We start from the raw sequence: 14,329 nt of genomic DNA on the forward strand, positions 1-14,329 counted from the left end.
CACCACTCGGTGTATGCGCCCATGTCGTAGCGACGAGCGCTACTCGGGAAACACGGGCTGGCGAGACGCTATACCTTTGCCATGAAACGAAGCAAGCGGAGCGGAGGCGACGATGAACCGGGGAGGCGGGCTCTGGACCCTCTCCGCGCGCGGCTGGTTCGGCGTGTTCGCCGCCGTCATCGCGGCCCTGCTTATCTGGGTCTGCGTCAGTACGGCGCAGCCCAGCGCCTCCGCGGTCGGCAGCCCTGGCGCCCAGGTTCCGGCAGCTCCGGGCACCTCCGGCTCAGGCACCGACCCAACCGATTCCTCGCCATCCCCCGCGCCCACGCCATCCGGTCTCTCCATCGTCGAGCCGCCTCGTTTGGGCAAGACCGCCGTCCAGGTGCTCGCCCTTCTGCCGGTGCGCAGCCTCGACTCCGGCGCCGGCTACCAGCGCACCCAGAAGTTCGGCGAGGCCTGGATGGATGTCGACGGCAACGGATGCGACACCCGCGACGACATCCTGAAGCGCGACCTGAAGGACATCGTGCTGAACGCGTGCAAGGTGATGTCGGGTGCGTTCATCGACCCGTACACGGGCAAGCCGATGACGTTCACCCGCGGCAATGACACGTCAGCGTTCGTGCAGATCGACCACATGGTGGCACTGCTGGACGCCTGGACGACCGGTGCGCAGGAGCTCAGCCAGGACCAGCGCCAGCGCTTGGCGAACGACCCGACCAACCTTCTCGCGGTGAGCGACCGCACCAACCAGCAGAAGAGCGCCGCCGACGCCGCCTCCTGGCTGCCGCCGTTCGCGGCGATCCACTGCGAGTACGCGGCGCGGCAGATCAGCGTGAAATACGCGTATGGCCTATGGGTGACCAGGGCTGAGCACAACGCCCTGGCCGCCGTGCTCCGGTCGTGCCCCGACCAGCCTGCGTACCGCTCGTCGCTGGGCACGTCGGTCACCTCGAGGACGCCCACCCCGACCGCATCGCCGACCAACGTGCGGGGACTCGTCGGCGGCGGCACCGGAACGGCTCCCTACTACGACAACTGCTCCGCCGCCTACGCAGCGGGCGTCAGCCGGATTGCGCGAGGTGCGCCCGGATATCGCGCCGAGCTCGATCGCGACGACGACGGGATCGCCTGCGAGGGGTAGGCGCGGTTCCCATTGGAGCGCTCGTTGCCACGACGCGCGAGGAGCGTCATAGAACGACTGACGCCGTGTTGGCCCTCGCGGTGATTGCCGCAACGCCACGATGCGCTCGGTGACGGGTCGCGAGTTGGCCGAGGCAACCCGCCAGATCAGACGCGCCGATAGCATTCGTCGGGTGTCGTCGCTCATCGCGTGGCTGGACGCTTCGTCGGAGGAGCAGCGGCGAATGCGCGAGATCGTGCACTTCTTCACGGACCGCGAGAGCAGGGATGAACTCGGGCTCGGCCAGATCCGCGATGCCATCTCGGATGGGCTGTTCCCCGGCACGTCGACGCTGCTGACCCGCGCGCGCTATCTGCTCTTCGTCCCCTGGTGCTTTCAGCTCGCCGCCGGCAAGGTTGATCCCGCGACGGCTGCGGACAAGTTCGAGCGGCGCCTCATCGATGAGCTGCGCGACTCGGATGACTTCGCCGGCCTGCTCGGACTCCAGCGTGGAACGGCGCTCAAGACGCTACCGTCGGTCGTCTACTGGACAACTATCCGCGCCTACGGGGTCACCCGAGATGGAGTGGCCAGCCGCGATGAAGCTCTCGAGTGGCGCTCGGATCAGGCGGTCGGCGACGACGACACCGCGACGACCACCTCGCCTTGGTCGAGCACCCTTCCTGCCATGCCGGAAGGCTTCCCGACCAACCTGACCCGTGGATTTCGGCTCACCCGCGACGAAGCAGGCTGGCTGCGGGACCGCATCCTCGAACGAGCGCCCGGAACCTTGATGTCCCACCTCGCCGAACAGCGTCCGGACTCCGCGAGCTCAGCCCCGTGGTTCGACGAGGCCGCTCTCCGCGTCACGGGTGAACCCACTGCGCTGCTCCACCAGGCGCGCGCGTTTTCGACCACGATGCACGGCGCCGCGCTCCTCTACAACCTGCTGCTCGCCGAAGAGTATGAGGCGGCCGGATTCACGTCGGTGACTGGCGCGGTTGACGACTACCGCGCCGCTTTGCTCAGTTGGGAAGAGCAAGCCGCGGCGGCGCGCATCGCCGACTGGCGCGTCGACGAGCTGTGGAACTGGATGGCGGGAGCCGCCCACGTGCACGTCGTGCCACGCACCCGGCGATTCGTCGACGAATGGGCGCAGCTCGTACGCAGTCAAGGTTTGCGCGGAACCGCGGACGACGCCGATGCTCGCACGTTCATCCGCGAGCGCGAGCGTGCGCACAAGGGCTCGGGGCAGGCGCGTCTCGGCAACCGCGAGCGCCTCGCGCTGTGGCAGGGCAGCTCCGGTGCCGGAGCGCTCGTGTTCCGGTGGCCGCAGGTGCGACGCATCCTGATCGACATCCACGATGGGCTCGAGTCGGATGCTTGAGCCGCAGTCCCGCGCGACGCTTACCGACCAGCTGCGACCTCCTGCCGGCTTCGCCCTTGAGCACGCCGTCGGCACGACCTTCACGCTGAGCCTCGACTCTGCACTCGCCATCCCGTTGGCATTCGCCGCACAACGACTCGCCGTCGACGATCCGATCGGGGTTCTCGACGCGGTCCGCCGCGCGGCATCCAGGATCGACATCTTCGCCCAAGCAGGGCAGGTGTCGATCGCCACACCGGCGACCGACCTCGTGGCGTTCCTCGAACCGATGGTGCATCCGGTCGGAGTGCGAACGGGGATCTTCCATCCCAAGATCTGGTTCCTGGAGTACTCACGCGGGGAGGAGCGCGCGTACCGATTCGTGTGCTCGAGCCGCAACCTCACCGCCGATCGCAGCTGGGACACGGTCGTCACACTCGACGGGGTTGCCGGAGGCGGCGGGGAGGCGCGTACGCGAAATCTGCCGCTGTCCCGCTTGCTCCGTGCCATGCCCGACCTTGCGGTGATCCCACTCACCTCGACGCGGCTCGCCCGCATCGAAGCGCTCGCCACTCAATGGGAAACCATCGAGTGGGAGATGCCCGATGATGTCAAAGATGTCGCCTTCCACGTCTGGGGCAACGGCCGGCGACCCGAGCTCGACGTGAGCGGCAAGCGTGCGCTGTTGATCTCCCCCTTTGTGTCCGACGCGGGCCTCGCCGAGCTTCGCCGCGGTACTCGTACCGACTCCCATCTGGTCTCACGCGCCGAAACACTGAACGTGCTGACCGAACAGCCGAAGCTCGAGACCTGGGTGCTCGACGAGGCGGCGGATCCGCTCGACGACCAGCCCGCCCAGGCAGAGGCGCTGCACGGGTTGCACGCGAAGGTGTTCGTCTTCGATCGCTGGGATGGCGCCCACGTGTTCATGGGTTCGCTCAACGCGACCGACGCTGCCCTGCGTCAGAACGTCGAGGTGCTCGTCGAATTGACCGGCAACCTCAACAGGCTCGGTGTCGAAGCGACGCGGACAGCCCTGGGTTCGCTCATCACGCCTCACATCCGAACCGCCCCCGACGACACCGCCGATGACCAGGTCGCCCTCCGACTCGAGGGCGCACTGCGACGAGTCGCCACGATCCCGTTCCACGCTCGAGTGCGCGCCGGCGATGCGTACTCCGTCGAAGTCTGGACCGAGGCACCGCCCAAGATGCCCGACGAGATCGACGTGTCGTGGCACCTCTTGACGAGGCCGGCCACCGTCATTCCGGGTCTCCCCGGTAGCCCGGAACAGCCGAGCGTCGTAACGAGGCTGGAACTCGCCGACGTGACGCCGTACGTCATCGTCACGGCGCGCCAGGGCGACGTCCGCCGGACGACCGTGGTGCTCGCCTCTCTCGAGGGCGACCCCGACGATCGTCGCGAAGCCGTGCTTGCCCGACACCTCAGCACCCCCGGCGCGCTCCTCCGCCTCCTCATGCTGATGCTCGAGCTCGCGGGCGTCTCGATCGACGCCCCGGGGGGCGGCGTCGGCTGGAGCCGTCTGGGTGCCGGCGCGGATGGCTCGGGCCTGTTCGAGGCATTGACACGGGCCGTCGCCTCTGAGCACTCTGCGCTTCCGGATGTCCAACGCATCGTGAGATACGTCAGCGAGCACAAGCAGGAGGCGCTTCCCGACGGCTTCGCCGAGCTGTGGCGCGTGGTCTGGGCCGCGTACAAAGCACGCGCCGGGGTATCGAATGGTTGACGTCGATGTGGCGGAGGTGCTGTCGGGGCTGAAGGGCTTCCAGCGCGACGCCGTCGAGCACGTCATCGACCGGTTCTACCGCGCGCCCGACGGTGAAGGCGCTCGCCGGTATCTGATCGCCGACGAGACCGGACTCGGCAAGAGCATCGTCGCGCGGGGCGTGATCGCTCGCGCGATCGAGCACTTGGAGACCGTCGACGACATCGACCGAATCGACATCGTCTACGTGTGCTCGAACAGTGACCTCGCGTCGCAGAACTTGCGGCGCCTGAACGTCACCAAAGACTCCACCCTGCCCACGTCAACTCGTCTCACCATGCTCGCGCGCGACGCGCGGAGGCTCCGGGCACCGCACACGGGCACCGGCAAGAAGGTCAACCTCGTGTCGTTCACGCCCGCCACGTCGTTTGAGACTGGAGGAGGGTGGCGCACCGGCAACCGCGAGGAGCGCGCCCTGATCGCACTGATCCTCGACCGGCTCCTCCCCGGAGGCAAGCCGGAGGCACGCGCGACACGCATGCTGTTGCAGCGACCCGTGCGCACGCTGGAGAGCTTCGTTTGGACGGTCGAACGCCTCCAGGCAGAACTCGGCGGCGAGATCGACGAGGCGATCCTCGCCGGCTTCGAGAGGCTGGCGAGAGACGATCTGCTCCCGCGCTTTCAGGAACTTCGAGACGGGATGCGCGGCAAACGTCGCGTGTCGGACGAAATCCGCGAACAGATGCTCGACCTGACCGCAAGCATGCGACAAACCCTGGCGCAGGCGAGCGTGGACACGCTGGAGCCAGACCTCGTGATCCTCGACGAGTTCCAGCGCTTCCGCGATCTGTTGGATCCGCAGACCGGGCCGGCCGCGGAGCTTGCTCAAGTGCTCTTCGACCATCGGGACGCGAGGGTCCTGCTATTGTCGGCCACCCCTTACAAGCCGTTTACCGGGGGCGACGAGAGCGGTGACGACCACTGGCGCGACTTCTTGGCGACGATCCGATTCCTCGCCGGCCGCGACGAGTCGGCCGTTGACGACGTCCGTTCGGCGCTCGACGGGTACCGGAATGCGCTCCTGACCGGCGGTGATGTTCACGCCGCCGCCAGCGAGGCTCGGCGTGCGCTGCTTCCGATGATGTCCAGATCTGAGCGACCCCTCGTGCAGAACTCGTTTCGGGAACGTGACTTGGACGTCTCGACGCCGACGGTCGAAGATCTCATCGAATTCGCCCGCCTGCAGGCGTTCGGCTCGGAGATCGAGGCGCCGATCGACATCGAGTACTGGAAGTCGATCCCGTACTTCGCGAACTTCATGGACGGGTACAAGCCGGGAGAACGCACGCGTGAGCGCTTCGGTACGCCCGAGGGAATCCGAGCGGAGGAGCTGCTCGCCGGCGCTCGCTCCCTCGACCAGACCACGGTGGCGAGCTTCGGGGAGTTGGACTTGGGGAACGGCTATCTGCGCGCGCTGGCCAAGGAGACGGTCGGTCGCGGATGGTGGCGAATGCTCTGGATGCCACCGTCCATGCCGTACCTCCAACCCGGTCCCATCTACGAGTCGCTTCGTGATGTGACCAAGCGCGTCGTGTTCTCGGCCTGGTCGGGCGTTCCGACGTCTGTTGCCTCATTGCTGTCGTACTGGGCTGAGAGCCAGGTGGCCCGGGAGTCGGCGGGCCTCTTCAGCGAGAACACACCCGCCGCGCGTCAGGCGGTGAGTGAACGCCTCGTCTACCCCGTCACCGCGGGAGAGGTCGGCGCCCTTTCGACCCTGTCGCTGTTCTGGCCGCATCCGGGTCTCGCAGCCATCGGCGACCCTCTTGCCGCCGCACGGGACGCCGGAAGAACCGTGAGCGCATCTGAGCTGGAAACCCGTGCTGCGACACTTCTCGCGGGCGCCGAAGCTTCGCAACCGTGGGATGCCTTCTTCTCTCACCCCGCCGCGTTTCCAGTCGGCGGAGACCCTCGAGCTCTCGTCGCCGATGCGATCGGTGCCGGCGACGACGCTGAGGTTGGCCTGATCCGTCACATCGAGAGCGCACTCGAACGGATGGCCGGTGCCTCGCAGGTGAGGTCACACCCCGATCTCGCCCGGCTCGCCGCTCACGCTCCCGGTGTGATCGCCTACCGGGCTCTTGCGCGGGTGGCCGGCACCGACGTCTCCCCCACAGCGCTCTGGGCCGCCGCATTCTCGATGGCCAACTCGCTGCGCCGGCTGTTCAACCGAACGGAGTCGATTGCGCTCCTCGTTGGCATCTACGGACAGGACCAGCCCTATTGGGACGCGGTGCTGAAGTACTGCGCCGACGGGAATCTGCAGGCGGTGCTAGATGAGTACGTCTTCCAGCTGAAGAGCGAGATGGGTCGCGACGAGGTCGAGGACGCGTCACTTCAGGTCATTGCCGAGAGGTGCGGGAGCGCGTTACGGCTCCGCACCGTGAACTACGACGCCCACGACACGACATCGGAGCGTCAGGTCATCCGGTTCACGACGCGATTCGCGCTGCGTTATGGCGGACGGAACGCGGAGACCGACGAGAAGTCGGGCGTGCGGCAGGGAGAGGTCCGAGCAGCGTTCAACAGCCCGTTCGCGCCGTTCGTGCTGGTCTCCACGAGCGTCGGCCAGGAGGGCATCGACTTCCACTGGTGGAGCCACGCGGTGCTGCACTGGAACCTTCCCTCCAACCCCGTCGACTTCGAGCAGCGCGAGGGCCGCGTCAACAGGTTCGCCGGTCACGCGATCCGTAAGAACGTCGCGAAAGCGCATTGGGCCGATGTGCTCGCCTCAGACCATCGCGATTCGTGGAACGCGGCGTTCTCGGCCGCCACCAGGTCACCGGCCGCACGCGAAAACGGCGAGTTCGCGCCGTGGTGGGTTTATCCGGGCGGCGCATCGATCGAACGCATCATCGCGAAATACCCGCTCAGCCGGGAGTACTCGCGCATGGAGCGCCTCCGCGAGTCGCTTGCCCTCTACCGACTGACCCTCGGTCAGCCGCGGCAGGAGGATCTCATCGCCCTGCTCGAACAGCGCGGAGTGGATGGCGCGTCCGCTCCTACGATCGACTTGCGCCCGCCTGTTCGCGATACCTAGCCTCGGCCGTGCCGCTCGTAAAAGTCCCGCGCCAGCAGAGCGAGGATGCCTTTCTGGACCGCCGCGCTGCCCAACACCTGAGCACTCATGCTGCTGAAATTGGCGTCCGAATCAATGACGGCGTCCAAGAACGCCGTCGACAGGTCGGGGCTCGCGATGAACTGCTCGAACGTATTCACCCGTGCCTGCTCGCGCAGCGTCGAGCTCTCGTCGAACTTGCCGCCCAGGTAGCCCGAGAATCCGACCATGTCGGCGTCGGTCAGGCCGTCACCTTCGAAGAGCGTGTTCATCGTGTCGATGAGTTCGCCCAGCCGCACGAACTCCGGGTCACGGGCCGATCCCGAACCCGCCGCCGTGAAGGCGGCCAGCGGCTCACCCTCGCCCGACAGTTGCAGGTCTTCTGCCTCCTCGGGCCGCAGGTTGTAGTGCGTCAGGGCCACGCCGTCGAGGTCGATCGAGGTGTTCACGATGCCGTCACTGATCAGCGGCGCCAGCAGCCGGTAGAAGATCGACCGCTTCTCCAGCCCTGTGTCGTGGTAGTCGATCAGCTGCCCGAGAAAGTCGTATGCGCGGATGTAGCTGTTCAGGTCGCGGCGAAACAGGTCCAGTTGCTCGATGCGCGAAGCGTCGCCCGCCTCGACCGCCGCCGTGTACTGGCCGGCGAAGCGCTGCTTGGCCGGCGTCATCCATTTGGTGAGGATGCTGTTGTCTTCTTCGCGCACGAACGCTGCGGCCGCGCCCTCCACCTCCGACTCTTCGTAGATGAGCGCCTGGTCGAGCTTGTTGCGCAGGTCGTGGATCACGTTCGGGTCCGACACCTCGGCCAGCGTCGCGACCCGGTAGTAGGGCTGGAAGTCGGCAAGGATGAGCGCCGGATCGTTGACGAAGTCGAGCACGAAGGTCTGATCCTTGCCGGTCGCGACCCGGTTCAGGCGCGACAGAGTCTGCACGGTGGTCACGCCCGAGAGCTTCTTGTCGACGTACATCGCCACGAGCAGCGGCTGGTCGAATCCGGTCTGGAACTTGTTGGCGACGATCATCACCTGGTAGTCGTCAGACGCGAACGCCGCAGGCAGACGACGCCCGCGCAGCCCGGGGTTCATCGAGGTCTCGTTGAACGGGCCCGGCCCCGACTGGGGGTCGGTCACATCGCCCGAGAACGCCACCAGGGCATGCAGCCCCACATACTTCTTCGCCGCGATGTACTTGTCGAACGCGAGCTTGTACCGCACCGCCTCGACACGGCTGGCCGTGACCACCATCGCCTTTGCCTGCCCGTTCAGCCGCCAGGCGACGTTGTCGCGGTAGTGCTCGACGATCAGCGCCACCTTCTGCGCGATGTTGTATTCGTGCAGCCGCACCCACCGCATCAGCGCTTTGGATGCCTCCGACCGGTTGACGATCGGGTCGTCGCTGTCGTACTCCACCCCGGTGTTGAGCTTGAACGCGAGCTTGTATGGCGTGTAGTTCTGCAGCACATCGAGGATGAACCGCTCTTCGATCGCCTGCTGCATCGTGTAGAGGTGGAACGGCTTCGGCAGCCCATCCGACCCGGGTCGCCCGAACAGCTCGAGCGTCTTCGCCTTCGGGGTGGCGGTGTATGCGAAATAGCTGACATTCTTTGCGTCGGCCTTCTCTGCCATCTCGGCGGCGAGGATCGCCTCGATGTCGATCTCGCCGCCATCTTCCAACGACGCCAGCTCGTCGGGCGACAGCACCTGCTTGAGCTTCGCCGAGGTGGTGCCGGTCTGCGAGGAGTGCGCCTCATCCGCGATGATCGCGAAGCTGCGTCCGACCAGCGCGCCCGATTTCCGAATCTCGCTAAGCGCGAACGGGAAGGTCTGAATCGTCACGATGATGATCTGCCGACCCTCGGCCAGCGCGGCCTTCAGCTGCGCAGATTTCGAGTCGCCCGTGCCGCGGGTGATCGGCACGACCACGCCGGACTTGTGGTCGATCTGGTAGATGGCATCCTGCAGCTGGTCGTCGAGCACGGTGCGGTCGGTGACCACGATCACCGAGTCGAACACCTTCTTGCCGGTGTCGTCGTGCAGCGTGCTGAGCTGGTGAGCGGTCCAGGCGATCGAGTTGGTCTTGCCCGATCCGGCCGAGTGCTGAATCAGGTAGGTGTGCCCGGGCCCCTCGACCCGGGCCGCCGCCACGAGCTGGGTGACCGATTCCCACTGGTGAAAGCGCGGGAACAGCAGCGACTCCTGCACGGTGACTTCGCCCGTGACCGGGTCGGTCTCTTTGCGCGACGACGCGTGCAGAAAGCTGCCGATGATGCCGAGCCAGGCATCCCGCTGCAGCACCCGCTCCCACAGGTACGAGGTCGGCGATCCGTTCGGGTTGGGCGGGTTGCCTTTGCCGCCGTCGTTGCCCATGTTGAACGGCAGAAAGACGGTTTCGGCGCCGGCGAGGCGGGTCGTCATCCACACTTCCGAGTTGGATGCCGCAAAGTGCACCAGCGCCCGCTTGCCGAACGCGAGCAACGGCTCGGTTTTCTTGGTGACCGGGTCGCGCGGCGTGCGATCTTTGCGGTACTGGATGACCGCATCCTGCACGGATTGCGTGAAGTCGGTCTTGACCTCCATCGTCGCCACCGGCAGCCCGTTGACGAAGAACACCAGGTCGAGACTCTTCTGGTTCGAGGCGGAGTAGAACACCTGCCGCATCACCCGCAGCCGCACCTTCGCGTAGCGTTCCAGGCTCGCCGGGTTCAGCTGCTGCGCCGGCTTGAACTGGCACATGTCGAAATGGGTGGAGACATCGGTGAACCCGCGCCGCAGCACGTTGAGCGTTCCGCCGCCCTGAGCGAACGGCTTGTCGAGTGCCTGCACCAACCGGCCGAGCAGTTGCGCCTGCGCCTGCTTTTGATCACCGGATGCCGGCAGCCGCTCGGTGAGCGCCTCCGGTTGGGTTTCGTCCAACCAGGCGAACACGTCATCCGGATACAGCGCCCGCTGCTTGTCGTAACCAGTGTCGTCGTGGGAGTAGAGCCAGCCATGCTGCTCGAGGTATTCGCAGAGCTCGTCCTCGAACCAGAACTCGTGCTGCTTGCCCATCTACGCGAGCCCTCTCACGTCGATCTTTCCGGTCACCGCCGCGCTGATCAGCGCCTGCCGCCGCTCCTTGAGCACGTCGATCATCTCGCGCGCCTTCGCCGAGAGCGCGTCGATTTTGGATGTTTCGTGGTCGAGATAGTAAGCAATGCGCCTCTGCTCAGCTTGAGGCGCCACTGCGATTCTGATCTCACGAAAGTCCTCATAAGACAAGTTCTGCATGCTGGAACTGGTGCCTACTCGCAGCGAAGAAACCTGATCCCGGTACGTCGCAGTCTGGAGCCACCAATAAAGCCAACCCGCATCCGCACGCTCGAAACTGAGTTGCCAGATCTTGTCGGAGAGGTAGAGGTTGGGGGCGGATTCCCGTACCAGCGCTGCAGCACCGACACGCTCCGGGGAGTTGGCACGGTTCACTAATATTGAGCCGCTCTCGACCGGAGTGGTGACTCTGGATATGTCAGCTTCGATCACTGTCTTGTTCTCACTAGGGACAAAGACCCCGGTTGAGACGCTACTGGTCTTGAGCACTCCGACCTCGTCACCTTCTGCAGGCACGTCCATCGCATTTACGCTCGTGCCGGATGCTTGAGATCGAATGAGTCGCTTTAGCGAACTCAACCTCCAGGACCTAGGCACTGCGCCGAGCCACACGACGCCCGAATCCTTCATCGGGGCGTTCGGGTCGAGGCCCTTCGTGACGGCGTGGGAGATGACGGCTTGGCGACGCTCCGCAAGCGTTTGGATGAGTTGCTCCTGCTTGCCGATCAGCGCGTCGATCTTCGCCGTCTGCGCGTCCAGGTAGTCGGCTATCTGGCGCTGAACATCGAGAGTTAGGTCGGGGACCTCAAGGTCCCCGACGACGGAAGGCTCCACGCGCTGATGGCTTCTGGTGACCGATCTAGTGTTCGCTGAAAACCACTGGGTCGACTGCGCCGACGACATCGCGTACGCCAGGTAGGGCCCATGAACCAATCGGGGGCGGAATACTACAAACTCGCTGGACGAAATCGTCGGCACGTCGCCATCCGACGGAACTATATGGACGCGGGACTTTCGCGGATTCAGCTTGGACACCAAAATGTCGCCTGCGCGCACCACGAGTTTGCCGCTCTCGATCTCAGATGCCAGCTCGCGCACCGGACTCCCGGTCGCTTCGAGCGCTGGGATAGAATAGTGGATTACTTCTCCGCTTATGGAGGTGGGGTCAACCGTGTCACGGGAGATGGGTGCGACGTATTTCGCTCTCACGCCTCCACCTCTCGCAGCAGTTCGCTGATCTCGCGCACGAGGCGCTCCAGGTCGGCATCGATCTCTTCGAGGGGGCGCGGGGGCACGTACTTGTAGAAGTGTCGGGTGAAGGGGATCTCGTAGCCGATCCTGGTTTTCGACTCGTCGATCCAGGCGTCCGGGGCGTGCGGGAGCACCTCGCGGGCGAAGTAGTCGTGGATGCCCTCGCCGAGGGGCACGTTCTCGGTGTCGCGGAGTTCGGGGTCCGGCTCGGGGGCGCCCTTGGCATTGGTGATGACGGGCGCGGTGTCGTCGCGTTCTGAGAGGGCCGACAGCAGGGATTTCAGTTGGGCGGCGGTCAGGGTGAGGTCGGCATCCATTAGGGCCTGTTTCAGTTGCTTGGTGAAAGCCCCGAGATCTGTGGTGGTCTCGATACGCGCCCGTGGCGCTACTCGACCAGCTAGGGACGAGAGGGGCTTCGCGGTCAGAGCGGTCGCCCAGCGCTCGGGGGTGAGCGCCCAGTTCAGGCGCAGCGGGCGCTCGACGGTGATGGTGCGGTAGCCGAAATCGTCGTTCTTGAACGTCTTCGAGACGTCGGACTGGTTGAGGCTGCCGTAGAGCTCCACGATGGTCTCGATGTCGTCGGTGCCGAGCTCTTTGCGCTTCGAGCCCAGGGACTTGCGCATCTTGTGCGAGAAGCCCGTGCCGTCGATCAGCTGCACCACGCCGCGACGTTCTGGGCGCTTGTCGTTGTCGATGATCCAGACGTAGGTGGCGATGCCGGTGTTGTAGAACATGTCGGTAGGCAGGGCGATGATCGCCTCGAGCAGGTCGTTCTCAAGCAGGTAACGGCGGATCTCTGACTCACCCGACCCGGCAGCTCCGGTGAACAGGGGGGAGCCGTTGAGCACGATGCCCGCTCGGCCGCCGCCCTTTGCCTTCGGACGCAGCTTCTTCACTAGGTGCAGCAGAAACAGCAGCGAGCCGTCAGAGACCCTCGGCAGGCCGGGGCCGAAACGACCGTTGAAACCCTGCTCGTCGTGCTCTTTCAGCACGGCCGGCTTCTGCTTGTTCCAGTCGACGCCGAAGGGTGGGTTCGAGAGGCAGTAGTCGAAGGTCTGGCCGCTGAAACCATCGTCGGTGAGGGTGTCGCCGAGCACGATGTTGTTGATGTCCTGACCCTTGATCACCAGATCGGCCTTGCAGATGGCGTACGACTCGCCGTTGATCTCTTGCCCGAACATCACGAGTCGGGCTTGGGGGTTCTGGCCGTGCAGGTATTCGTCGGCGGTCGAGAGCATGCCGCCCGTGCCCGCCGTGGGGTCGTAGATGGATCGCACGACGCCCGGCTCGTTGAGCGCCTCTGTGTCGGGCTCGAGCAGAACGCTCACCATCAGACGGATCACCTCGCGCGGCGTGAAATGCTCGCCCGCCGTCTCGTTCGAACTCTCGGCGAACTTGCGGATCAGCTCTTCGAACATCAGGCCCATCTCGATGTTCGAGATCGCACTCGGGTGCAAGTCGACCGCGGCGAAACGCTGGGTGAGCAGGTAGAGCAGGTTCTCGCCATCCAGCTTCTGCAATTGCTTCTCGAACTCGAACTTGTCGAAGATGTCGCGCACGTTCTCGCTGAAACCGTGCACGTAGTCGAGCAGGTTCGCCCGGATGCCGGCCGCGTCGCCCAGCAGGCTCTTCAGCGTGAACTTGCTGGTGTTGTAGAAGTTCTGGCCTGCCGCTTTCGTCAGGAACACGGATGCCCCGGGCCCGTCGCCGCGCTTGCCCGCCTCGTCGAGCACCGCCTGCTTGCTCGGCTCGAGCACGCAGTCGAGGCGCCGCAGAATCGTGAACGGCAAGATGACGCTGCCGTACTGGTGCGGCTTGTACGGCCCGCGCAGCAGGTCGGCGATCGACCAGACGAAAGCGGCGTTGTTCTGTTGCGACATGCAGTACATCCCCACGACGCGCCACCCGTTGTGGCGCTCGTTCAGAGCCTATTCATCCGGGCGGTTCAGGCGGGGTCAGCCACCCGAAGAACGCGGAACAGATTGTATCGTGTAGCGTTACGCGATACGCTGGAGCATGATCAAGAGCTTCCACCACAAGGGACTGGAAGCCCTCTACACCACGGGAAGCAAGCGAGGCGTCCAGGCCGACCACGTCGCGAAGCTGACTCGAATCCTCACCGCGCTCGACGCGGCGCACGCCCCGGAAGATCTTGACCTCCCCGCTTACCGGCTCCACGAGCTGAAAGGCCGCGAAGCCGGGACCTGGTCGATCAGGGTCAATGGAAACTGGAGAGTCACGTTTCGGTTCGACGGAACCGACGTGATCCTCGTCGACTACCTCGACTATCACTAGGAGGAAACGATGATGCACAATCCGAGCCATCCCGGAGTGATCCTCCGAGAGGACGTGCTGCCCGATCTCGGCGTCACCGTGACCGAGGCCGCCGAGGCCCTCGGAGTGTCTCGGGTGACGCTGTCGCGGGTGCTGAACGGGCGGGCGAGCGTGAGCGCGAATCTGGCGATGCGGCTCGAAGCTGCCGGGATCTCGACGGCACGGTTCTGGCTGGACGCCCAGACGAACTACGACCTCGCGCACACTCGGCGTCCGCGAAAGGTGACGCGGCTGGTCGCTGCGTAACCGGGAGGAGGCGGGCCTTCTCGTGTCGGTGGCCGGTGGGAGACTGACACGCTCTCCACCCGGAGGCGCCGAAGGAGCCGAG

9 protein-coding genes are annotated in these 14,329 nt (G+C 65.4%); 6 read left to right on the forward strand and 3 right to left on the reverse strand.

Translation table 11 applies throughout. The annotated features are described in order from the left end of the window. Nucleotides 1–112 precede the first annotated feature (112 nt). The 4 genes from ABD285_RS12890 to ABD285_RS12905 all read left to right on the forward strand — a co-directional run bounded on the left by ABD285_RS12890 (nt 113) and on the right by ABD285_RS12905 (nt 7,312). Nucleotides 113–1,144 (forward strand): GmrSD restriction endonuclease domain-containing protein, encoded by a 1,032-nt coding sequence (locus tag ABD285_RS12890; protein ID WP_284255188.1) that lies wholly within the window; start codon nt 113–115, stop codon nt 1,142–1,144. A 172-nt stretch (nt 1,145–1,316) separates the two neighbouring features. Further along, nucleotides 1,317–2,510 (forward strand): DUF6361 family protein, encoded by a 1,194-nt coding sequence (locus ABD285_RS12895; RefSeq protein ID WP_284255187.1) that lies wholly within the window; start codon nt 1,317–1,319, stop codon nt 2,508–2,510. Next, nucleotides 2,503–4,236 (forward strand): phospholipase D family protein, encoded by a 1,734-nt coding sequence (locus ABD285_RS12900; RefSeq protein ID WP_344202896.1) that lies wholly within the window; start codon nt 2,503–2,505, stop codon nt 4,234–4,236. Before ABD285_RS12895 ends, ABD285_RS12900 begins: the two co-directional genes overlap by 8 nt. Continuing rightward, nucleotides 4,229–7,312, forward strand: a complete 3,084-nt coding sequence (locus tag ABD285_RS12905) for a helicase-related protein (protein ID WP_344202898.1) — start codon at nt 4,229–4,231, stop codon at nt 7,310–7,312. The genes ABD285_RS12900 and ABD285_RS12905 overlap by 8 nt, the downstream gene beginning before the upstream one ends. Here the strand turns inward: ABD285_RS12905 and ABD285_RS12910 are convergent. The 3 genes from ABD285_RS12910 to ABD285_RS12920 form a co-directional block, all read right to left on the reverse strand. Next, nucleotides 7,309–10,377: a type I restriction endonuclease subunit R gene (locus tag ABD285_RS12910; RefSeq protein ID WP_284255181.1), complete on the reverse strand. Its 3,069-nt coding sequence runs from the start codon at nt 10,375–10,377 to the stop codon at nt 7,309–7,311. The two genes, ABD285_RS12905 and ABD285_RS12910, sit on opposite strands and share 4 nt — an antisense overlap. Beyond that, entirely contained in the window at nt 10,378–11,514 is a 1,137-nt protein-coding gene (locus ABD285_RS12915; protein ID WP_284255180.1) for a restriction endonuclease subunit S domain-containing protein, read from the reverse strand. Nucleotides 11,515–11,621: 107 nt separating this feature from the next. Beyond that, complete coding sequence (locus tag ABD285_RS12920; protein ID WP_344202901.1) at nt 11,622–13,547, reverse strand: type I restriction-modification system subunit M; 1,926 nt, start codon at nt 13,545–13,547, stop codon at nt 11,622–11,624. A 136-nt stretch (nt 13,548–13,683) separates the two neighbouring features. Here ABD285_RS12920 and ABD285_RS12925 point away from each other — a divergent pair, with 136 nt between their 5' ends. Together ABD285_RS12925 and ABD285_RS12930 are read left to right on the forward strand one after the other, a co-directional pair. Next, nucleotides 13,684–13,962: a type II toxin-antitoxin system RelE/ParE family toxin gene (locus ABD285_RS12925; protein WP_344202903.1), complete on the forward strand. Its 279-nt coding sequence runs from the start codon at nt 13,684–13,686 to the stop codon at nt 13,960–13,962. A 9-nt stretch (nt 13,963–13,971) separates the two neighbouring features. Next, nucleotides 13,972–14,247, forward strand: coding sequence for a HigA family addiction module antitoxin (locus ABD285_RS12930; RefSeq protein ID WP_284255176.1), 276 nt, complete (start codon nt 13,972–13,974; stop codon nt 14,245–14,247). Nucleotides 14,248–14,329: the final 82 nt, after the last annotated feature.

Origin of the sequence: Pseudolysinimonas kribbensis (assembly GCF_039531715.1) — a bacterium.
In the GTDB taxonomy this organism is placed as follows: domain Bacteria; phylum Actinomycetota; class Actinomycetes; order Actinomycetales; family Microbacteriaceae; genus Pseudolysinimonas; species Pseudolysinimonas kribbensis.